Raw genomic sequence first — 21607 nt, forward strand, 5'->3', positions numbered from 1 at the left:
TCGCGACGGAGTACTACGCCTCCGTGCTGCTCGACCGCTCGGCCAAGAAGCCGCTAGGGCGGAGACACGTCCCGGCACGGCGGCCGGCGGTGGCGGTGGAGTGACCGCGCCGCGTGCGGGCGGAACGTGGCCCGCCGGCTCGCCGCCCGCGGGCTCTCCGCCGGCCGGCTCCCCGTCGGGGCCCGCGCGCCCCGGGGACGCCCCGCCCGCAGGAGGTCCCGGCACGACCCCGCCGACCGCCGGCGGCGCCCACGCCCCGCGCCCGGCCCGCCCGACCCGCCCGCTGCCGTCGTCCCCGGCGCCGTCCTCCCGCGCGGTCGACGAGGAGGCGTTCGCCGCGGTGCTGGCGGACCTCGACGCGCTCGTCGGCCTGGCCGAGGTCAAGCGCGAGGTGCGCCGCACCGCCCAGCTGCTGCGGATGCGGGCCCTGCGCGAGACCGCCGGCCTGAAGGTCGCCGACGTCTCGCTGCACCTCGTCTTCTGCGGCGGTCCGGGGACCGGCAAGACGACCGTGGCACGGCTCTACGGGCGGCTCTACCGCGCGCTCGGGCTGCTGGCCACCGACCGGCTGGTCGAGGTCGACCGCTCCGGGCTCGTCGCCGGCTACGTCGGCAAGACCGCCCCGCTGGTCAACGAGGTCGTCGACTCGGCGCTCGACGGCGTGCTCTTCATCGACGAGGCCTACGCGCTCTCGGGCGGCGGACCGTCCGATTTCGGCGGCGAGGCGATCTCCGCCCTGCTGAAGCGGATGGAGGACGATCGTCACCGCCTCGCCGTCATCTGCGCCGGCTACACGGTCGAGATGGAGACGTTCCTGGCGTCGAACTCGGGCCTGGCGAGTCGCTTCTCCGAGACCATCGCGTTCGCCGACTACGGCCCCGACGAGCTGCTCGCGATCCTCGAGCGGTTCTGCGCCGAGAGCGACTACGCGCTCGCACCACCGGCCCGCGCCGGCGCGGCGCACACGCTGGCGGAGTGGCACGACCGCCGCGACGACACGTTCGCCAACGCCCGCACGGTCCGCAACCTCTTCGACGACCTGATCGCCGCCCAGGCCGACCGGCTGCTCACCGCGGGTCCGGCGCCGGGCGCCGACGAGATGCGGCTGCTGACGGCCGAGGACCTGGCCGTCGCGATCGACTGATCAGGGGGCCGGCCCGCCCGCCGCCAGCAGCGCCGCCGCGGCCTGCCGCGCGGTCGTCGCGGGTGCCGGGGTCCCGGTGATCGCGGAGGTCACCATCGCGCCCTCCGCCAGCAGGACCAGCTGGTCGGCCAGCGCGGCGGGCCGCCCGGCCTCGGCGACGAGGACGCCGATGTCCCGGGCGAACGCCGCCTTGTGCGCGCGGGCCTCGTCGACCACGGCGTCCGACGTCGCGCCGAGCTCCCCGAAGATGTTGATCCACGCGCAGCCGCGGTAGCCGGCCTCGCCGAACCACTCCAGCAGCCAGTCGAAGACCGCGAGCAGCCGCTCGTCCGGGTCGGCGTGGGTGCGGACGTGGGCGGTGACGCGGCCGCGCCAGCGGACGTCGCGCCGACGCAGCATCGCGACGACCAAGTCCTCCTTGGACCCGAAGAGCCCGTACAGGCGCTTCAGGGGCACCCCGGCGCGGTCGCGGACGTCGTCCATCCCGACCGCCCGGACCCCGCGCTCGTAGAACAGGCCCTCCGCGGCGTCGAGGGCGCGGACGCGGGCGTCGGCCTCCTCGGAGGTGGGGGCGTTTGACGGGAGAACCACGGTTCTCTACCGTACAGCGCGCCGCTGAGAACCACCGTTCTCGCCCGGGTGCCGGGCGAGGAGGGGCGCTCCGCGGCCCTTCCCGAACCGCCCGACGAAGGCCCGCACATGAGCGATCGCCCGCCGCTGCCCCCGTTCACCGCCGAGACCGCGGCCAAGAAGGTCCAGGCCGCCGAGGACGGGTGGAACAGCCGCGACCCCCAGCGCGTGGCCCAGGCCTACACCGAGGACTCGGTCTGGCGCAACCGCGACACGTTCGTGCGGGGCCGCGCCGAGATCGAGGCGTTCCTCGCCGGCAAGTGGGAGCGCGAGCAGGAGTACGCGCTGCGCAAGGACCTCTGGTCGTTCACCGACGACCGGATCGCCGTGCGCTTCCAGTACGAGTGGCACGACGCCGAGGGCCAGTGGTGGCGCAGCTACGGCAACGAGCTCTGGGAGTTCGACGCCCACGGCCTGATGGCCCGCCGCGAGGCGAGCATCAACGACGTCGCGATCGCCGCGGCGGACCGCCGTATCCTCGGCCCGCGCCCGGAGGCCGAGCACGGCGAGACATTCCCGCTGCGCTGACCGGCGGCGTGCCCCCGGCCGCCGCCCGCGCCCGTCGGCCCGGGTCGGCCCCCCAGGTCGGGTCGATGGTCCTCCAGCGCGCCGAGATCCTGCTGCCCGGGGTGCGCGTGCTCGCCACGTCCTCGCGGCCGGAGACCGACGAGTGGGTCCTCGGCCGCGGCGCCGAGGCCACCGTGAACCACCGCGGCGACCTGCGTGCCGAGATCGCCGCGGCGGCGCCGGACGGCATCGACTGGATCTTCACGTCGCAGTCGGTCGGGCAGCTGACGCTCTACGTCGAGGTGCTGAACCCGTTCGGGCAGATCGTGACGATCGACGACCCGAAGGCCGTCGACGTCGTGACGCTGAAGTCCAAGGCGCTCAGCTGCCCGGTCCACCATGCGCCCGACCTGGTGGAGCAGCACCGCCTCCTGGCGAGGTGCCGGTCCAGCGCCGAGGTCAGGATCACGACGAGGCCGAGCTCGTCGGGGTGAGCGGGCCGCCGATCCATCGCGTCCAAGGTGGTGGCCAGGAGCGTGGCCATCCGCACCAGCGCCCTGACGCGGGCGTCCTCGCTCAGCAACGGGCGGACCTCTCTGTCACGGGTGGGTCACCTGCGTGCGCGTCCCGGTCCCCCCGCACGACGCGCGTGCGCCCCGGACCCGGTGCTCCGCTGCAGGCGAGCGGCCGGGGCTCGCCGAGGCCGTGATCGCGGCGGCGAAGGCGATGAGGCGCTCGCGGTCGTCGGGGGCGAGGGGATCGCACAGGCGCCGGACCCCCTGCCCGATCTCGGCGCCGGCCTCGGCGGCCAGCGATCGCCCGGCCTCGGTCAGGGCCACGCGGACCGCGCGCCCGTCGTCGGGACGGGTCGACCGCTCGACCAGACCGCGGCGGGCCGCGCGGTCCACGAGTCCCGTCGCACTCGACTTCTCGAGGCCCATGAGGTCCGCGAGCTCGCGCATCCCGACCTCACGGTCGCGGAGGATGCCCAGGAGGCGGGTCTGCACGGTCGTGAGGTCTCGCGACGTCGCGACGTCCGTGATCACGGCCTGGACGGCGAACGCCAGCTGCGCGAGGGCGTCGACGAGCGGATCGCCCTGGACGGTCGTCCCGGCGTCGGGAGGTGGGAGGTCGGGAGGTACGGGCACGGCGCTCCTGCTTGATGATGTTCGTGCCACGAACTATAGTGGTTCGTGCCACGAACCATCAAGTCGCCGAACCGAGTCGCCATGCACGCCGCCGTCGTCCGATCCTTCTCCGAGCCGCCGCGTCACGAGCGGGTCCCCGAACCCGAGCCCGCGGGAGACCACGAGGTCGTGATCGACGTGCTCGCCGCAGCGCTGCACCCGAGGGTGCGCTCCCAGGCGGACGGCTCGCACTACGAGAGCACGGGTGCGCTGCCGATCGTCCCGGGGATCGACGGGGTCGGCCGGACCGCCGACGGCGAGCTGCGCTACTTCGTCCTGCCCGACACGGACCGGGGCAGCATGGCGGGCCGTGCCGTGATCGACCGCCGGCGGTCCGCGGTGCTCCCCGACGACATCGACGTCGTCGCGGTCGCGGCCGCCGTGAACCCGGCGATGTCGTCGTGGATCGCACTGCGTCGCCGGATCGCCTTCCGGCCCGGGATGAACGTCCTCGTGCTCGGCGCGACCGGCAACGCGGGCCGCATGGCGATCCAGGTCGCCCGGCACCTCGGGGCGGGCACCGTGGTGGCCGCCGGCCGCGACCCCGACCGCATGGCGCTGCTGCCGGGGCTCGGCGCCGACCACGTCGTCCCGCTGACCGGCGACCCGGAGGCCGTCGACCGCGCGCTGGCCGGCGCCGCCGACGACGCGGACGTCGACGTGGTGATCGACTACCTCTGGGGCACGGCCACGGAGCGGGCGCTGCCGGCCGTCCTCGGGCGCCGCAGCGATCGGAGCCGGCCGCTGGACTGGATCCAGGTCGGGTCGATGGCGGGCCTCGAGATCCCGCTCCGCTCGGAGTGGCTGCGCGCCGCCCGCCTGCAGCTCGTCGGCAGCGGCCAGGGGGCGGTGCCCACGCGGGACATCGTCGAGGAGCTGCCGCTTCTCGCGGCCCACGTCGCCACGGACCACTACGCGATCGACGCCGTGCCGGTCCCGCTGCGCGACGTGCACGCCGCGTGGACCGCCGATCGCCCGGCGGGCGCCCGGACCGTCCTCGTCCCGGGCGAGGCCGACCGCGCCGGGTGAGCGCCGGCCGTGTCCTCGCGCGCCGACGGTACGGATCGTGCCGGCTGGGTGTCCCGTCGGGCATGCGTGTCACCCGAGCCCTGTCCCTCGACGTCCTCGTGCCCGTCGCCGTGGCGGTCGGTCCCGGCCCCACGCCGGGCGCCGAGCCGGCGCCCGCGGTGGCGGTCCGGCTCGGCTGCGGTCACGAAGACCGTGACGGTCACCCCCGGCACCTCGCTCGGTGACCTTCACCGCCACGAAGGCCGTCCTGAAGGCGCTGGCGAAGGGCACGAAGGTGACGCTGAAGGTGACGCTGAAGGTCACGCTGAAGGGCGTCTCCGGCACGACGGTCGCGACGACGACGGTCAAGCTGAGCGGGCCGAAGCGGCAGCCGACGCGACGAGCCCCCGCGCCGCGGATCGCGGCGCGGGGGAGGCGTCACGGCAGCTTCGACGCCAGGACGTCCACCGGCGTGATCGTCGGCGTCACCGCGAACAGGTCGCCGCCGCGGGCTTCCAGCGCCTTGCGGACCTCGCCGTGCAGGTGCGTCTCGCGGTCCTCCTCGGTCGCGAACGCGTCGAAGATCGCGAACGAGCGCTCGCCGCGCCGGAACGAGAACCAGGCGAGCGTCCCGGGCTCCGCGTCGACCATCGCCTTGGCCTCGACGAGGAAGTCCGCGACGGCCTGCTCCTTCCCGGGCTGCGCTTCGAACTCGACGAGAAACCCGAATGCGGGCATGGGACCTGCTCCTTCGTTCGTGCTGGACGCCTCCGAGGGCGTGGCCGGCACGCTAGGCCGACCGCGGCGGGGCGCGGGCGACGGTGGCCGGATCCGAGGGATTCCCGTCCTTGCGGCCGGACCGGCCGCGCGTAGAGTGACGGCATGACGCTCCGCACGGTCGTGCTCGTGGCCTCCGACGCGATGCAGACCATCGGCGTCGCCGGGCCCCTCGAGATCTTCGACGCGGCCACCCAGGTGCTGGGCGACGGCGCCGGGTACGACGTGCGCATCGCCACGCTCGACGGCCGGCCCGTCCGCGCCTCGGGCGGGATGCGGATCGCCGCGGACCTGTCGCTCGGCCAGGTGCGCTCACGCGGCGTGGACACGCTGATCGTCGGCGGCGGGATGGCGTCGCCCCAGGGCAGTACCGACCCGCGCTTCCCGGCCGCGATCGAGCGCATCTCGCACGGCGCGCGGCGCACCTGCTCGGTCTGCGCCGGTGCGTTCCACCTGGCCGAGGCGGGACTGCTGGACGGTCGGACGGCGACGACGCACTGGGCGTTCTGCGACGAGCTCGCGCGGCGTCACCCGATGGTCACCGTCGAGCCCGACCGCATCTTCGTGCGCGACGGGCCGGTCACGACGTCGGCCGGGGCGACCGCCGGGATGGACCTCGCGCTCGCCCTCGTGGAGGAGGACCACGGCGCCGACGTCGCCCGCGCCGTCGCGCGCTGGACGGTCATGTTCCTCCAGCGGCCCGGCGGCCAGTCGCAGTTCTCCGAGCGCCTCGGGATCGCCGCCGACGTGACCGCGCCGCTGCGCGCCGTGCTCGACGACGTCGTCGCGGACCCGGCGGCGGACCACTCCCTGGCGGCGCTCGCCCGCCGGGCGTCGCTGTCGGAGCGCCACTTCCGCCGGCGCTTCCTCGACCAGACGGGCACGACGCCGGCGCGGTTCGTCGAGCGCGTGCGCGTCGAGGCCGCCCGCGAGCTGCTCGAGCGGACGACCACGCCGGTCGACCAGATCGCGGCCCGCTGCGGCTTCGGCAGCGCCGAGACCCTGCGCCGCGCCTGCCTGCGCGTCATCGGCGTCGGGCCGGCGGACTACCGCGGGCGCTTCCGGACGAGCGCCGCGGGCTGACCCCGACCAGGATCTTCACCAGCGCCGACGCGCCAATCCGGCCGCGGTCCACTACGGTCCCCGCCATGTTCGAAGGATCCCTCCCGCGGCAGGCCGGACCGCTCGGCCGGGCGACCGGCGACGGGGCGGCCGCATGAGCGCCGGGCTCGCCGCGCTGCTCGACGACGTGGCCGTCCTGGCCCGCGCTGCCGCCGCGTCGATCGACGACGTCGCCGCGGGCGCCGGCCGGGCGAGCGTGAAGGCCGTCGGCGTGATCGTCGACGACACCGCCGTCACCCCGCGCTACGTGCAGGGCCTGAAGCCCGAGCGCGAGCTGCCGATGATCCGGCGGATCGCGATCGGGTCGCTGCGAAACAAGATCCTCTTCATCCTGCCGGTCGTCCTGGTGCTCAGCCAGTTCGTCGACTGGCTGCTGACGCCGATCCTGATGATCGGCGGCTGCTACCTCTGCTTCGAGGGTGCGGAGAAGCTGTGGGAGGCCGTCGGCCCGCACCGGCACCAGCACGCGGAGGCGGACGCCACCGAGGAGCCCGCCGACGAGGAGACGCTCGTCAAGGGCGCGGTCCGGACGGACTTCATCCTGTCGGCGGAGATCATGGTGATCTCGCTGAACGAGGTCGACCACGAGCCGTTCCTCGCCCGCGCGCTGATCCTCGTCGTCGTCGCCTTCGTGATCACCACGATCGTCTACGGCGCGGTCGCGCTGATCGTGAAGATGGACGACGTCGGCCTCCGCCTGGCGCGCACCGGCGACGGCGGCGTCGCGTCGTTCGGCCGCGGCATGGTCCGCGGCATGCCGGTGGTCCTCTCGACCCTGTCGACGGTCGGCATCGCCGCGATGCTCTGGGTCGGCGGCCACATCCTCCTCGTCGGACTGAAGGACCTCGGCGCCGAGGGGCTCTACGAGCGCGTGCACCACTGGGAGGAGAGCGTCCACCACCACCTGGGCGCGTTCGGCGGCGTGGGCGGCTGGCTGACCAACACCGCCGCCTCGGCGGTCCTCGGCATCGTCGTCGGCGCGATCGTCGTCGCGGTGGTCCTGCGGTTCCACCACCGCGGGGACGCCGAGGCGGGCGCCGCGCACTGAGCGCGGCGCGGCCGGTCCCGGCCGGCGGCCGCAGGCGGTGACGCGCGCGCCCGGCGCGGGTGGGGCCGGGATCCGGCGGTCGATTCGTCGTCGGTCGGGTTCGGCGGCCGTAGAGTGAACGGGGTGATCGGACGCGTGTGGATCGCCGGGCTCGCCGTCGTCGTCGGCCTGGGGGTCGTCGGGTGCGGCGGGGGCGACGACGCGCCGGATCGGCCGGGATCCACGGCGCCTCGCGACGTGCGGCTCGATGTCGGCGACGGCAGGACGGCGGTCCCGGACGGCTGGAAGCTCGCCCCGGAGGACACGGGCAAGAACGTCCGCGACGTCATCGCGGGCACGAAGGAGTCCTTCGACGACCAGCGGATCCGCGGCGCGCGGTTCGTGGTCCGGGACCCGACCCGGCTCGGCGGCACCCGCGCGGTCGTGTTCGACACCTACGTGCCCGCCGCGGCCGGTGGCCAGGTCCTCGTCCGCACGCTCGTCGGCAGCCGCGGCTCCCGGATGTACTCGCTCCAGGTCAACGGTCCGGCGAGCGACGGCCCGCGGATGCGCGGCGTCGTCGAGGGCGTCCGCCGAGCGTGGACCTGGCGCTGATCCGCCCCCGGCGGAGGCGCGCCACGCCGGCGGCGCCGGCGTGGCGCGCGGCGCGACCCGCCGTCCGTCAGTCCCGGATGTCGAAGTACCCGTCGCCGTCCAGGACGACGCCGGCGGACGGGTTGGCCGGGTAGGCGCCCGCGTCGTCGGGGAAGATCCCGAGCGTCTCGATCCGCTCCTTGCCGTCGGCGAACGCCAGGCGCAGCGTCCGGTCCGCGCGGATCTCGTAGGTGCCCTTCTGGTCCGCCGGCACCGACGCGTAGTCGACGACCGGACCGCTCCCCGACGCGACGGCGCCGCGGATGAACGTCCCGTCGGGGCGGAACGTCAGGTTCTCCGTGAAGTAGTTGCAGTACAGCGGGCAGAGGCCGCTGCTGTTGGAGTACGTGAGGACGGTGTCCCACTTCGCGCCCGGCGTCGGGGCGCCGAGCAGGAAGTGCGCCTGGCCGTCGAGCGTGAGCTTGTCGCCCTCGATCGTCGCGGGCTTGCCGTCGATCGTCAGCGCCTTCGTCTTCGGGTCGAACGTGTAGGGCTTGCAGGTGTCGCTCACCGCGGCGCACGTCGGGAACGAGCCCTCGGCGTCGCCGGTGAAGACGAAGGACGGGCCCGTGAAGAGCAACGTGTACTGCTGGATGCCGTTGAGGGTGTACTGCGAGCCCCAGTAGTAGCGGCCGTCGAGCGTCTCGGGCTTCGGCGCGGGGGCGGGCTTCGCCTTCGGCCCGAACGCGATCCGGCCCGAGGCCAGCGGCTTGGAGCCCCGCCGCAGCCGGAGCCCGAAGGTCCCGGCGCTCGGCCCGGACTTCGCGCGTCGCAGCGAGACGGTCACGCGCACCTTCGCCCCGGCCTTCAGGGGCTTGAGCGTGCGGACGCCGCGCTTGGCGCCGGTGATCTTGGCGGTCACGCCCTTGAGGCCCGCGGCGCGGAGCGACAGGCCCGTGAGCCGGCCCTTGCCGGTGTTGGCGACGGTGACGGTCGCCTTGGCGCCCTTGGTCGTCAGCGCCTTGGTGATCGGCGTGGCGGTGACGGTCGCGGCGGGTGACGCGGCGTGGGCGGCCGGCGCGGCCGCGAGGACGGACGCCGCGACGACGGCGGCCGGCCAGAGGGGGATCTTGGGCATGGGGGAGTGAGGATCGGGGGATCGGTCCGCCGGACGACGCGGGGCGCGAACACCCCGCCCGCCGGTCGACCGCAAGATATCCGAGGCCCGGGGTCGAGTTCCAGGGTTCGGGCCGCGCAGCCCCATCCGGTCCTCGTCGTCGCCGATCGGGTCCGGGCGTCCCCGGGACCCGGCACCGAGCCCCCTCAGATCGCCTTGCCCGGGTTGAGGATCCCCCCGGGATCGAGCAGCGACTTGATCTGGTGCTGGATCCGGTCGACGTCCTCGCCGACCTCGCGCGCGACCCAGTCGCGCTTGAGCAGCCCGATGCCGTGCTCGCCGGTCACGGTGCCGCCGAGCCGCAGTGCGAGCGCGAAGACCGCTTCGACCGCCTCCGCCACGTGCTCGGGCACGTCGTCGGCGTCGCGGTCCACGACCACGATCGGGTGGACGTTGCCGTCGCCCGCGTGCGCGAAGACGAAGATGCGGGCGCCGGTACGCTCGGCGATGCGGTGGATCCCGTCGATCGCCTCGGCGAGGCGCGACGGGGGCACGGCGATGTCCTCGATCAGGACGCGCCCGAGCCGCTCGAGCGCCGGCAGGGCCTGGCGGCGCGCCGTCGTGAGCTCGGCGCTGCGCGCGGGATCGTCGGACCGCTCGACGACGCGGGCCAGCGGCTCGAGCACGTCGGCGACCACCGCTGCCTCGATCGCGGCGGCGTGCCCGTCGGTCTGCACGAGCAGGAACGCGGCCCCGGACGCGCGCAACGACGTGCCCTCGAGCGCGTCGATGGCCTCCAGCGTCGCGCCGTCCACGAGCTCGAGCGTCACGGGCCGGACGCCGCTGCTGCGCACCGCGATCGCGGCGTCCGCGGCCTGCCGGACGTCGTCGAAGAACGCGGCGACCGTGCTCGTGGCGACGGGGCGCGGGAGCAGCCGGAGCGTCGCGCCGACGATCACGCCGAGCGTGCCCTCCGAGCCGACGAAGAGCCCGAGCAGGTCGTAGCCCGTGACCCGCTTGAGGACCGGCGCGCCGAGCGACAACAGCCGGCCGTCGGCGCGCACGACGTCGAGGGCGAGGACGGCGTCGCGGGTGACGCCGTACTTCGCGCCGCGGAGCCCGCCGGCGTTGGTGGCGATGTTGCCGCCGATCGTGGAGATCGCGACGCTGCCCGGATCCGGGGCGTAGAAGAGGCCGTGGGCGGCCGCCGCGGCGTCGAGGTCCGCCGTGATCACGCCCGGCTCCACGACCGCGACCTGGTCGTCCGGGCGGATCGCGAGGATGCGGTCCAGCCGCGAGAGGTCCAACACGATCGCGTCCGGCCCCGCGATCGCCCCGCCCGCCACCCCGCTGCCGGCGCCCCGGGTGACGACCGGCAGGCCGTGGGCGGTCGCGAACCGCAGGGTGGCCTGGACCTCCGTGACCGAGCGGGCGCGCACGAGCAGCGCGGCCCCCCGCAGGACGGGCGACCCGGAGCGGTCGCGACTGGCCGCGACGAGGTCGGCCGGCGCGACGGACCAGTCCGACAGCTCCGCGACCAGCGCGCCGAACGGTGCCGCCGCGGTCACCGTCATGCGGCGGGCGCGGTCGCCTCGGTCGTCGGGAGCCCGGCGTCCTTCCAGGCCGGGAAGCCACCGTCGACGTGCACGACGTCGGTGAACCCGCGCCGGATGAGCTCCTCCGCGACGGGTCCGGAGCCGTTGATCGAACCGCAGATGACGACGATCGGGCGCCCCGGCTCGTGGTCGTCGAACGTCTCCTCGAGGCGCTCGCGGTCGACGATCTCGGCCTCCGGGAGGCCGCCGGTCCGCTCGCGGCCGCCGGCGCTGCGGACGTCGATGAAGCGCGCGCCGCCGCGCACCGCGGCGGCGGCCACGACGGGGGAGACGAGCACGGCGGCGGTGGGGGTCTCGGGGGTGGAGGGCAGGTCGCAGGCGGTGGTGGTGTCGGTCATGTCCGGTCCTTCGGGTTCGGGTGTTCGGGGGGATTGCAGGCGGGGGCCTGCGGGGCAGAGGTGGTGTGCTCGGACGCGGGTCGGGTCGCCGGCGTCCGGCGGCGCGCCCGTGCGGGCGCCGCCGGTCGTGGTGCGGCTCCAGCCGTCAGCCGTCCGGCGTCGGCCGGCCGAGCTTCTTGCCGGGGTTGAAGAGGTTCGCGGGATCCAGCGCGTGCTTGATCGCCTCGTGCGCCGCGACGGCGGAGGACGACCACTGGCCGAGCAGCTGGCCGCGCTTGAGGACGCCGAGGCCGTGCTCGCCGCTGACCGACCCGCCGAGCTCGCGGGCGAGGTCGAAGACGGCGTTCGCGGCCGCCTGCGCGCGGCGGATGTGCTCGGGGTCGGCGGGGTCGTAGAGGAAGGTCGCGTGGAGGTTGCCGTCGCCGGCGTGGCCCCAGGACGTCGCCTCGAGGCCGACTTCGGCACCGATGTCCAGCGTCCCCTGGATCGCCTCGGCCAGGCGGTCGAGCGGGACGCTGATGTCCTCGGCCAGCTTCTCGCCCCGCACCGCCCGGACGACGAGGGAGACGCCGCTGCGCCAACGCCAGACCTCCGCGGCGTCGTGGACCCGGGCGCCCGGGCCGAGGGCGTCCAGAAGCGCCACGCGCTCGGCGTCGGACTCGGCCTCGGCGACGACGAGGACGTCCACGTCGCGGGCGTCGAGGAACGGCGGCGGGGCGTGCCGGAGGGCGGTGCCCTGGACGTACTCCAGCGTCGCGGGGACGACGCCGGAGGCGAGCACCGCCCGGATCGCCTCGACGCCCGCGGAGATCGAGCCATAGCCGGCGACGACCGGGACCGCCGTCGGCGGCGCCGGCACGAACCGCAGCCACGCGGCGGTGATGATCCCGAGGGTGCCCTCGCTGCCGATCAGGAGGCCGCGCAGGTCGTAGCCGGCCACGTCCTTGCGCAGCGGCCCGCCGAAGCGCACCAGCTCGCCGGGCGCGATCACGGCCTCGATCCCGGTGACCCAGCGGCCGGTGACCCCGTGCTTGAAGGCGTGGGGGCCGCCGGCGTTCGTGGCCAGGTTGCCGCCGATCTGGGACTGCTCGGGCGCCCCGGGGTCCGGGGGGAAGTGCAGGCCGCTCTCGCGGGCCAGCCGCTGGACGGTGGCCGTGGTGACGCCGGCCTCGACCTCCGCCCGCCAGAGCAGCGGATCGAAGGAGCGGACCCGGTCGAGGCGGTCCAGCGCGACCGCCACCTGCGGCGCTCCGCCCTCGGGCACGATCCCGCCGGAGTATCCGGTCCGGCCTCCGACGGGCACGATCGCCACGCCGTGGCCGTAGGCCCACGCGACGGTGCTCGCGACCTCCTCCGCGTCGCCCGGATGGACGACGACGGGCGCGACGGCCGTCAGGCCGCTGGCGTCGCCCAGCGGGACCCCGCGCTCGACGTGCTCCGCGCCGACGACGGCGCCCAGCGCCGCGGCGATGGCGTCGTCGGAGGGCGGCGGAGCGGCCGCATCGGCGGACGGGGGCGCGGCGATCGCCACGCCGTCCGTCGCAGCCGAGGCCTCGCCGTCGACCTGGCCCTCGGGGTCCGCCTCGTCGACCGAAGCCGGACGGCCGTCCGTGCTGGGGGCCGACGGGCTCACGTGGCCGGGGTCCACCCGAGGGCGGGACCGACGTGCGCGGCCATGTCCCGGAGGACGCGGACGTTCTCGTCCAGGCCGAAGGCGGGCGGCAGGAAGAGGGCGATCTCGTCGGCGGCCTGGATGCCCGGATCCGCCAGCAGCGCCTCGACGATCGCGTCGGGATCGCCACGGAAGACCGGGGAGACGAGGAGCGATCCGAGGTCCGCCGGCCGCTTGGAGAGGTCGTGCACGAGGGCGCCCCTGGGCCTCGACGCGGCCGGTCCCTCCGTCCGGCGCTGGAGGTCGTACGCCTCGTACTTCGCGGCCAGCTCCGGCGTCGTCGCCGGCAGGATCGACGCGGCCACCGTGACCGGGGGCGCGGGGTCGGGGCCCGGCCACGCGGCGCGGTAGGCCGCGATGACCTCGGCCTGGTACTCGGGGAACGTGCGGCCCTCGTCGGCGGAGTGCAGGATCGTGCCGGTCATCAGGCGCAGGCGCTGCGCCGCGGCGTCCCGGGCCGACGCGACGTGGCCCGACCCGTAGGCGATCCGGTCCCGCAGGCCGTCGCTGTGCGGGGTGACGCGCAGCTCGCTTCCGACCCGGAGCAGCGCGTCGTCGTCCTCCCGCACCGTGTGGAGCGTCCGGCCCTCGACCGCGGCGAGGAAGCGCAGGAGGCGGCGCTGGCCCTCGGCGCGGGCGTCGGTGCGGGCGTGCCCGAAGACGGGCTCGAAGCCCGCGCGGCCACTGGAGAGCGTGAGCCGGAGCCGGCCGTCGACCAGCAGGTCGGTGGTCCCGGCGGCCTCGGCCAGGAGGACGGGGTCCTGGTACCGCATCGGGATGACCGCCGAGCCCAGGGTGATCCGCCCGGTCCGCTGGCCGGCCGCCGCGAAGAACGGCAGGGGCGAGGAGAGGTAGTTGTCGAAGTGCCGCTGGTACGCCCAGCTGGACTGGTAGCCGAGCCGCTCGGCGGCCTCGATCAGCGCGATGCCGTCGCGCAGCCCGCGCTTGGCGCCGTCGGGGCCGTCGTCGAACGAGACGCGCTGGTTGAAGCTCAGGTGCAGGCGGCCGGGGGCTCGCGTGCTCGTCGTGGGCGCGGGCTCGGCCGTGGGCAGGTTCGTGGACATCGCGGTCACCGCTCGGGATTCGTGAGGGTCGGAGATGGGGTGTGGCCGGCCCGGGTGGCCGGTGCGACCCGGGTCGGGGTGGTGGACGTGCGGCGCGCCGGCGCGAACCGCGGCGGGTCGTACGCGCGCAGCGGGGGGATCGGTCCGTCGTGGCGCTCGACCTTGACGAGCACGTTGGCGCCGTCGGAGGCCTGCGCCAGTGCCGAGGTCCCGGCGTCGCGCGTGAGGACGTTGACGTTGCCGGAGACGCAGTCGGCGATCTTCGGCGCCGAGCCGTCGAACCAGGCCCCGGTGTGCATCTGAGCGACTCCGCGCATCAGGTCCTCGCCGACGAGCACCCCGGCCAGCAGGCTGCCCTGCGGGCTCGTGACGCGCACCACGTCGCCCGCCACGAGCCCGCGGTCGCGTGCGTCGTCGGGGTGCAGGCGGATCGGCTCGCGGCCGGCGACCTTGGTGGCCTGGCTGGCCGCGCCCATGTCCTGCTGGCTGTGCAGCCGGTGCGACGGCTGGTTGCAGACGAGGTGCAGGTCGAACTCCCGGGCCAGCGGCGACCCCCACCACTGGGTGCGCTCCAGCCAGGCGACGTGCGGCGGGACGTCCGGCCGGCCCCAGGCGGCGAAGGCCTCCTTGTAGAGCTCGATCCGGCCCGTCGGCGTGTCGAGGGGACGGGCGTCGGGGTCCGCCCGGAAGGCCCGGAACACGGTGTCCTCGTAGGGCACCTGCGGGAGCGGCACCTCGCCGTCCGCCCAGAACGCGTCGAAGTCCGGAGCGGGGGGCGCCCCCGGCGCGGCGCGCCACTCCTCGTAGAGCCGGCGCAGCCAGCCGGCGCTGTCGAGGCCCTCGTCGTGGTCGGCGCCCAGTCGCCGGGCGAGGTCGCTGAGCACGGCGAACTCCTCGCGCGCGTCGCCGGGCGGCTCGACCGCCTTGTAGGAGGCGCGGAGCGTGGCGTCCCCGGGCCCGGCCACCAGGTCGTCGCGCTCCAGCGTCGTCGCGACCGGCAGGACGATGTCGGCGTGCTTGGCCGTCGCCGTCCAGTGGGTCTCGTGGACGACGAAGGTCTCCAGCGACGCGAACGCGCGCCGCAGGCGCCGGAGGTTCTGGTGGTGGTGGAAGGGGTTGCCGCCGGCCCAGTAGGCGAGCCGGACGTCCGGGTAGCGGTGGGTCGCGCCGTCGTAGGGGTAGTCCTGGCCCGGCCGCAGCAGCAGGTCGCTGATCCGCGCGCAGGGGATGGCGCTGTCGATCGGGTTGCGGCCCTGGGGGAAGACCGGCGCCGGCACGTGCGCGGTGCCGACCCCGTAGTCGCCAATCGACCCGTACCCGTGGCTGAAGCCGCCCCCGGGCAGGCCGAGCTGGCCGAGGAACGCCGCGAGGGTCAGCCCGCCGAAGACCGGCTGCTCGCCGTGCTCGCCGCGCTGGGCGGCGTAGACGACGTTCACGAGCGTGCGCGACGCCGCCATCTCGCGGGCGAGCGCGCGGATCCGGTCCGCCGGTACCCGCGAGATCTCCTGCGCCCACTCGGGGGTCTTCCGGACCCCGTCGGACTCGCCGAGCACGTACGCCCGCACCTGCGCCGCGCCGACGGTGTGGCGCTCGAGGAACGCGTCGTCGGCGAGCCCCTCGACGACGAGGACGTGGATCAGCGCGAGCATCACCGCGGCGTCCGTGCCCGGCATCATCGGGATCCACTCGTGGTCGAGCTCGCCGAAGACGTCGCCGCCGGCCGGGGCGAGGGAGACGATGCGGGTGCTCGCGCCGGCTCGGCGCGCGAAGCCGGAGCCCACGTGCCGGTCGTGGCCGCCGGGCACGACCCAGGAGTTCGAGCGCCGCAGGCCGCCGAAGGTGACGAGCAGCTCGGTGTGCTCGGCGATCGCGTCCCAGGAGACGGGCCTCGTGCGCAGCTCGTGCATCGTCCGCGGCCCGATCAGGTGCGGGAGGAGGACGAGGCTCGCGCCGCGGCTGTAGTCGTTCAGCGAGCGCGTGTAGCCGCCGATCCGGTTGAGGAAGCGGTGCAGCTGGCTCTGCGCGTGGTGGAAGCGCCCCGCGCTCGACCACCCGTAGGAGCCGCCGAAGATGGCCGCGTTGCCGTGCTCCGTGCGGACGCGGTCGAGCTCCCGGGCGAGCAGGTCCAGCGCCGTGTCCCAGTCGACCTCGACGTACGCGTCGTCGGGGTCGCCGCGACGGTCGTCCGCTCCGGGACCGAGCTCGAGCCAGCGCCGGCGCACGGCCGGGCGCGTGACGCGCGAGCGCGCGCGCTGCGACCCCAGGACGTTGCCGATCGCCGGGGCGGCGTCGGGGTCGTCCTCGTGGGCGCGCACGTCGACCAGGGCGCCGTCGGCGTCGACCGACGCGACGTACGTCCCCCAGTGCGCGCTGGACGCGAAGCGCCGCAGCCCGGGCACCGGCCCGGACGGCGGCGCGTCCGGCTCAGAGGGCCGCGTCGGCGACATCGCCCAGCCCGTCCGCCGCCGCGTCCGCGAGGGCGACGGCGGGGATCGCGTCCAGCAGCGCGCGGGTGTACTCGTGCTCGGGGCGGGAGAAGATCTCCTCGACCGCGCCGTTCTCGATCACCGCGCCGTCGCGCAACACGGTCACCGTGTCCGCGATCTGGCGCACCAGCGAGAGGTCGTGCGAGACGAAGACGTAGGTGAGGCCGAGCTCGTGCTGCAGCCGGACCAGCAGCTCCATGATCGACGCCTGCACCGTCACGTCCAGGGCCGAGGTCGGCTCGTCGAGCACCAGCACGTCCGGCCGGATGGCCAGCGCCCGCGCGATCGCCACGCGCTGGCGCTGGCCGCCGGAGAGCTGCCCCGGCCGGCGCGTGCCCATCTCGGCCGACAGGCCGACGGCCTCCAGCGCCTCCGCGACCCGCAGGCGGCGCTCGGCCTTCGGCCCGATCCCGTAGCGGTCCAGCGGCTCGCGGACGATGCGCTCGACCTTCCACGTGGGGTCCAGCGACGTGAACGGGTTCTGGTAGACGAGCTGGAGGTGGCGCCGAGCGGCCCGCCACTGCTTCGTCGAGTGGGCGTTCAGCGTGTCCGCGCCGACGACGATCTCGCCGGCGTCGGGCGACTCGAGCCCGAGCAGCAGGCGCGCCGTGGTGGTCTTGCCGGATCCCGACTCGCCGACCAGCGCGTGGGTCGTCCCGCGCGGGACGACGATGGAGACGTCGTCCACGGCCGTGACCGGACCGCCGCGGGCCGCGAACGACTTCGTCACCGCGCGCAGCTCGACCTGGTTGCCCGGATCCGTCCGCGGGCGGGCCGCGCGGGCGGCGCGGTAGCGGTGCGGGTTGATCGCCGGGACGTCCGCCTGCAGCTCTCGCGCGTAGTCGGACTCCGGTCGGGACAGCACCCGCTGCGACGACCCGCGCTCCTTCACCACCCCGTCCTTGAGCACGACGAGGCTGTCGGCGCGCTCCGCCGCGATCGCCAGGTCGTGCGTGATGAACAGGAGGCTGAGGCCGAGGTCGCGCCGGAGCCCGGACAGCAGGTCCAGCACGACCTTCTGGATCGTGACGTCCAGGCCCGACGTCGGTTCGTCGGCGACCAGCAGCGTCGGTCGCGGCAGGACCGCCAGGCCGATCAGCACGCGCTGCAACATGCCGCCGGAGAGCTGGTGGGGGTGCGAGCGGTAGACGCGCTCGGGATCGGGCAGGCCGACCTGCGCGAACGCCTGCAGGATCGCCTCCTTCTCCGCCGCCTTGTCGCGGAGCCGCAGCAGCGCCGCCGTCTCGTGCGCCTGCACCCCGATGCCGCGCACCGGGTTCAGCGCGTTGGCGGGGTCCTGCGGGACGAAGCCGATCTGCGCGCCGCGCAGCGGACGGAACTCGCGGTCCCCGAGCGCGGTCACGTCCCGGCCGGCGAACGTGACCGCGCCCGCCGTGACCCGGGCGGCGCCGGGGAGCAGGCGCAGGACCGTGCGCGCCACGGTCGTCTTGCCCGAGCCGGACTCGCCGATCAGCGCCAGGCTCTCGCCCTCGGCCATCGAGAAGGACACGTCGTGGACGACCTCCCGCTCGCCGTAGGCGACGGTCAGGCCCTCGACGGCCAGCAGCGTCCCACGCGGGGGCGGCGCCGCCGGCGCTTCGGTGCGGGGCACGGTGACCGTGCCTACCTCGGGGTGCGGAGCCATCTGCTGATCCTGTTGATCGAGAGGACGGTGACGACGACGACGGCCGCCGGGCAGTAGATGAGCCACGGCGCGACCTGGTACTTCGAGCCGTCGGCGATGAGCAGCCCCCAGCTGCTCGCCGGCGGCGGGGAGCCGTAGCCGAGGAAGGCCAGGGCCGCGATGACGAGGATCGCGCTGCCGAACTGCAGGACGGCGAGGGCGAGCACCGAGCGGTAGGCGTTCGGGAGCACGTGCGCGAACAGCACGAACGTCCGGGAACCGCCCTGGAGGTAGGCGGACTCGATGAACACCGACTGGCGGACCTTGAGGACCTCGGCCCGCATGATGCGCGCGAAGATCGCGATCGAGGTGATGCCGGTCGCGACCGCGGCGTTGATGTCGTGGAAGCCGAGCGTGACGACGATGGCGACCGCGAGCAGGAGCCCGGGGATCGCGAGCATCGTGTCGACGACCCGGCCGATCACCGCGTCGACGACGCCGCCGAAGAAGCCGCCGAGCATCCCGAGCCCGCCCCCGACGACCAACCCGATCCCGACGGCGACCCCGGCCGTCAGGACGGAGGACCGCGCACCGTAGATCACGCGGGTCAGCACGTCGCGACCGAGGTAGTCGGTACCGAACCAGTGCGCGGGGCTCGGGCTGCGCAGCTTGTCCAGCGGCACGGCGTCGACCGGGTTGGACGAGGTGATCAGCGACGGGACGAGCACCCAGACCACGAGGACCAGGACGACCACGAACGAGATCAGCACCGACACGGGCGCGCCGGAGAGCACCCGTCGCGACGCCACGGTCCACGGCGCGCGGCGGCCGGTGTCGACCACGGTGCTCATGCGCGGGTCCCCAGCCGGTTGCCGGCCTGGAAGCCCCGGCCCAGGCCACGGACGAGGCCGGGCGCGGACTTCGGCCCGACGATCTCGACGCGGGGGTCGAGCAGCGGCGCGAGCAGGTCGGCGACCAGGTTGACGACCACGAACACGACCGCGGCGAGGGCGACGACCGCCTGCAGCACCGGCGTGTCGCCCGTGGAGACCGCGCTGTACATGACGGTGCCGACCCCGGTGCGGCCGAACACCTCCTCGGTGACGAGCGCGCCGCCCATCAGCTCGCCGGTGATGATCGCGGCCATGGTGACCGCGGGCAGGCTCGACGGCTTGATCAGGTGCCGCAGGAAGATCTTGCGCTCCGACAGCCCACGGGAGCGCGCGACGAGCACGTACTCCTGCGAGGACTCGTTGTCGAGGTTGGCGATCAGCACCTCCGACAGCGGGGCGGAGATCGGCACCGCGAGCGCGATGGCCGCGCACAGCGTGCCGACGAAGGCGTCGGGCTCCAGCACGTTGAACGCGTGCAGGTGGAACGAGAGGACCTGGATGAGGATCAGGCCGATCACGAAGTTCGGGACCGACAGGAAGAACGACGGCACCGACCGCGCCGCCTCGCGGCCCCAGCGCCAGGGGAACCGCTGGCTGGCGAACGCCAGCGCCGCGGCGAAGAGCAGCGAGAGGGCCAGCGCCAGCCCGGCGAGCTTCAGCGTGTACGGCAACGCCGTCCTGATCAGCTCGGAGACCGGCAGCCGGCTCTGCAGCGAGATGCCGAAGTCCCCGCGGACGAAGCGGGAGAGGTCGAGCCACAGCCGCTCCAGCACGGGCTTGTTCACTCCGTAGAACGACTCCAGGCGCTTGACCTCGTCCGGCCCCAGGCCGGACTGGGGGTTGGCCAGCTGCGAAGCGATCGGGTTGTTGCCGATGACCGACAGGACCACGAAGGTGATGACGTAGGCGAGCAGGATCACGAGGACCGCCTGCACCAGCCGCCGTGCGGCGTAGGCGAGGTACGGCCCCGCCGACGGCCGCCCACCGGCCGCGGGCGGCGGCGCGCCGGGCGCCGCCGGCGCTCCCGGCCGCTCGTCGCCGAGGACCGGGATCGTGCTCACGACAGCCACGCCGTATAGAAGTTGGCGTAGGCCAGGCCGTTGTAGGTGACGCCCTGGACGTTGCCGGCGGTCAGGTAGATCCGCTGCACGAGATCGAGGATCGGGATGAAGTAGCCCTGCTGCAGGAGGTACTTCTGCACCTGACCGGCGTACTTCTCGCGCTCGGCGCTCGTGGCCGCCCCCTGGATGTCGCGCGAGAGCTCGTTCAGCGTCTTGTCGCGGTCGCCGACGCCGAACCAGTCCTCACCGCCGTTGATGCCGGTCAGCACGCCGCTGACGGTCGAGAAGTCGACGAAGCTGCGCGACACCGGCAGCACCGGCGGGATCGGCGGCTTCTGGACGACGGCGTAGTTCGACAGCGGGATGATCTTCAGGGGCGCCTTGAACCCCACCTTCGCCAGCTGCTGCGAGATCAGCTCGTCCTCCTGCTGGGTGGACGGCACGTACGGGTTCGGGATGAGGTTGAAGGTCAGCGGCTTGCCGTTCTTGAAGCGGACGCCGCCCGCTCCGACCTTCCAGCCGGCTGCGTCGAGGAGCTTCTTCGACTGCTCCGGGTCGTGGCCGATGAGCGCGGACTCGTCCTGCACCTCCTTGACGCCCGACTGGACGAAGGACTTCGCGACGGTCGTGAAGTTCGACGGGTAGATCGTCGAGAGGATCTGCTGGCGATCGATCGCGTGCTGCAGGGCCTGGCGGACCCGGACGTCGTCGAAGGGCGCCTGGTTCGACTTGATCTGGAAGCCGTTGACGAAGCCGAGGTACCTCGGCGTCGCGACGTTCAGTCCCTGGCCCCGCAACTGGTCGATGTCGGCGACGTTCGGGTTGAAGTCGACCTGCGCGTCCCCGGCCGCGACCGCGCGCTGGCGGGTCGAGGCGTCGGCCACGACCTTGTAGGTGATCGAGTCGAGGTACGCCGGCCCGGTGTGCTTGAGCGCGGGCGGGCCCCAGGTGTAGTCCTTGCGCTTGACCAGGACGGCCTGGACGCCCTTCTTGTACGACTTGACGACGAAGGGTCCGCTGCCGATGTTGGCGCGCAGGTCGGCCTGCTGGCCGACGCTCTTGTCCAGGGTCTTGGGCGAGAGCAGGATGCTGCCGTGGTAGCCCAGCGTCGGGATGAAGCCCAGCGTCGGCTTGGAGAAGCTCACCTCCACCGTCTGGTCGTCGACCGCCTTCGCGCCCTGGTAGTTCAGGGCGGGGAAGAGCCCGACCTTCGAGACGCCCTTGGCCTTGTCACCCCGGGCCCACACGTTCAGGTTCTGGACGACGGCCTCGGCGTCGAGCTTCTCGCCGTCGGAGAACGTGACGCCCGGCTTGATGTGCAGGACGAACCGCTTGGCGTCGTCCTCGGTCTCCCACGTGTCGAGCACCCAGGGGCTGACCTTCCCCTGCTCGTCGACGTAGACGAGCTTGTCGGTGATCTCGCCCCAGAGGTTGCCTTCGTAGCTCGAGATGTTCGAGATGCTCGACACGAAGCCCGAGGGGAAGTCCTGGATCAGGAAGGTGAGGTTCCCGCCCTCCTTGGGTTTCGCGGTCGACGCGGCGGCGTTCGAGCTCGCGCCGTCCCCTGACGAGGAGCCTCCGCCGGCGGCGGATCCGCCGCAGGCGGCGAGGGCCATGCTCGCCGAGGCGATCGCGAGCGCCGTGAGGGGTGCACGGCGGAGTCGGTGGTGGTGGGGCATCAGATGCAGGTCCTTGTTCCGAAGTGGGGTGTGGGTGATCGGGGGAGGGCGGCGGTCGGCC

20 protein-coding genes are annotated in these 21607 nt (G+C 74.3%); 7 read left to right on the plus strand and 13 right to left on the minus strand.

Going from position 1 to position 21607, the window contains the following annotated elements:
- The first annotated feature begins 340 nt into the window (after positions 1-340).
- Positions 341-1144, plus strand: coding sequence for an AAA family ATPase (locus tag AB0L40_RS07275; RefSeq protein ID WP_364351406.1), 804 nt, complete (start codon positions 341-343; stop codon positions 1142-1144).
- On the opposite strand, the gene AB0L40_RS07280 is transcribed toward AB0L40_RS07275, so the two are convergent.
- Positions 1145-1735 carry a TetR/AcrR family transcriptional regulator gene (locus AB0L40_RS07280; protein ID WP_364351409.1) on the minus strand — a complete coding sequence of 197 codons (591 nt, stop codon included), beginning with the start codon at positions 1733-1735 and terminating at the stop codon, positions 1145-1147.
- Between the two features lie 108 nt (positions 1736-1843).
- On the opposite strand from AB0L40_RS07280, the gene AB0L40_RS07285 reads away from it, so the two are divergent.
- A complete protein-coding gene (locus tag AB0L40_RS07285; protein WP_364351412.1) occupies positions 1844-2302 on the plus strand; it encodes a nuclear transport factor 2 family protein in 459 nt (152 codons plus the stop codon).
- Between the two features lie 65 nt (positions 2303-2367).
- Positions 2368-2775, plus strand: a complete 408-nt coding sequence (locus AB0L40_RS07290; protein ID WP_364351415.1) for a hypothetical protein — start codon at positions 2368-2370, stop codon at positions 2773-2775.
- Positions 2776-2880: 105 nt separating this feature from the next.
- Here AB0L40_RS07290 and AB0L40_RS07295 read toward each other — a convergent pair whose 3' ends face one another.
- A complete protein-coding gene (locus AB0L40_RS07295; RefSeq protein ID WP_364351418.1) occupies positions 2881-3429 on the minus strand; it encodes a MarR family transcriptional regulator in 549 nt (182 codons plus the stop codon).
- A gap of 45 nt (positions 3430-3474) precedes the next feature.
- Here AB0L40_RS07295 and AB0L40_RS07300 point away from each other — a divergent pair, with 45 nt between their 5' ends.
- Positions 3475-4497: a zinc-binding alcohol dehydrogenase family protein gene (locus tag AB0L40_RS07300; protein WP_364351421.1), complete on the plus strand. Its 1023-nt coding sequence runs from the start codon at positions 3475-3477 to the stop codon at positions 4495-4497.
- A 417-nt stretch (positions 4498-4914) separates the two neighbouring features.
- On the opposite strand, the gene AB0L40_RS07305 is transcribed toward AB0L40_RS07300, so the two are convergent.
- Positions 4915-5214, minus strand: a complete 300-nt coding sequence (locus AB0L40_RS07305) for an antibiotic biosynthesis monooxygenase (RefSeq protein ID WP_364351424.1) — start codon at positions 5212-5214, stop codon at positions 4915-4917.
- 144 nt (positions 5215-5358) lie between these two features.
- Here AB0L40_RS07305 and AB0L40_RS07310 point away from each other — a divergent pair, with 144 nt between their 5' ends.
- The 3 genes from AB0L40_RS07310 (at position 5359) to AB0L40_RS07320 (ending at position 8017) form a co-directional block, all read left to right on the plus strand.
- On the plus strand, positions 5359-6336 hold the full coding sequence (locus AB0L40_RS07310) for a GlxA family transcriptional regulator (protein WP_364351427.1): 978 nt from the start codon (positions 5359-5361) through the stop codon (positions 6334-6336).
- A gap of 133 nt (positions 6337-6469) precedes the next feature.
- Complete coding sequence (locus tag AB0L40_RS07315) at positions 6470-7423, plus strand: DUF808 domain-containing protein (protein ID WP_364351430.1); 954 nt, start codon at positions 6470-6472, stop codon at positions 7421-7423.
- Between the two features lie 123 nt (positions 7424-7546).
- Positions 7547-8017, plus strand: a complete 471-nt coding sequence (locus AB0L40_RS07320) for a hypothetical protein (RefSeq protein WP_364351433.1) — start codon at positions 7547-7549, stop codon at positions 8015-8017.
- A 67-nt stretch (positions 8018-8084) separates the two neighbouring features.
- On the opposite strand, the gene AB0L40_RS07325 is transcribed toward AB0L40_RS07320, so the two are convergent.
- The 10 genes from AB0L40_RS07325 to AB0L40_RS07370 form a co-directional block, all read right to left on the minus strand.
- Complete coding sequence (locus AB0L40_RS07325) at positions 8085-9134, minus strand: hypothetical protein (RefSeq protein WP_364351436.1); 1050 nt, start codon at positions 9132-9134, stop codon at positions 8085-8087.
- A gap of 185 nt (positions 9135-9319) precedes the next feature.
- Positions 9320-10687, minus strand: a complete 1368-nt coding sequence (locus tag AB0L40_RS07330; RefSeq protein ID WP_364351439.1) for an FAD-linked oxidase C-terminal domain-containing protein — start codon at positions 10685-10687, stop codon at positions 9320-9322.
- Positions 10684-11067: a rhodanese-like domain-containing protein gene (locus tag AB0L40_RS07335; protein WP_364351442.1), complete on the minus strand. Its 384-nt coding sequence runs from the start codon at positions 11065-11067 to the stop codon at positions 10684-10686. Before AB0L40_RS07335 ends, AB0L40_RS07330 begins: the two co-directional genes overlap by 4 nt.
- 145 nt (positions 11068-11212) lie before the next feature.
- Positions 11213-12700: an FAD-linked oxidase C-terminal domain-containing protein gene (locus AB0L40_RS07340; protein WP_364351445.1), complete on the minus strand. Its 1488-nt coding sequence runs from the start codon at positions 12698-12700 to the stop codon at positions 11213-11215.
- A complete protein-coding gene (locus tag AB0L40_RS07345; protein WP_364351448.1) occupies positions 12697-13803 on the minus strand; it encodes an LLM class flavin-dependent oxidoreductase in 1107 nt (368 codons plus the stop codon). Before AB0L40_RS07345 ends, AB0L40_RS07340 begins: the two co-directional genes overlap by 4 nt.
- 5 nt (positions 13804-13808) lie before the next feature.
- Positions 13809-16250 (minus strand): molybdopterin-dependent oxidoreductase, encoded by a 2442-nt coding sequence (locus tag AB0L40_RS07350; RefSeq protein WP_364351451.1) that lies wholly within the window; start codon positions 16248-16250, stop codon positions 13809-13811.
- The gene (locus tag AB0L40_RS07355; RefSeq protein WP_364351454.1) at positions 16228-17934 is read right to left on the minus strand and encodes an ABC transporter ATP-binding protein; all 1707 of its coding nucleotides are present in this window, start codon (positions 17932-17934) and stop codon (positions 16228-16230) included. Before AB0L40_RS07355 ends, AB0L40_RS07350 begins: the two co-directional genes overlap by 23 nt.
- Complete coding sequence (locus AB0L40_RS07360) at positions 17913-18764, minus strand: ABC transporter permease (protein ID WP_364351457.1); 852 nt, start codon at positions 18762-18764, stop codon at positions 17913-17915. Before AB0L40_RS07360 ends, AB0L40_RS07355 begins: the two co-directional genes overlap by 22 nt.
- On the minus strand, positions 18761-19867 hold the full coding sequence (locus AB0L40_RS07365; RefSeq protein ID WP_364351460.1) for an ABC transporter permease: 1107 nt from the start codon (positions 19865-19867) through the stop codon (positions 18761-18763). The genes AB0L40_RS07360 and AB0L40_RS07365 overlap by 4 nt, the downstream gene beginning before the upstream one ends.
- Positions 19864-21546 carry an ABC transporter substrate-binding protein gene (locus AB0L40_RS07370; RefSeq protein WP_364351463.1) on the minus strand — a complete coding sequence of 561 codons (1683 nt, stop codon included), beginning with the start codon at positions 21544-21546 and terminating at the stop codon, positions 19864-19866. Before AB0L40_RS07370 ends, AB0L40_RS07365 begins: the two co-directional genes overlap by 4 nt.
- Between the last annotated feature and the right edge of the window lie 61 nt (positions 21547-21607).

This window comes from Patulibacter sp. NPDC049589 (assembly GCF_040675535.1).
GTDB lineage: Bacteria > Actinomycetota > Thermoleophilia > Solirubrobacterales > Solirubrobacteraceae > Patulibacter.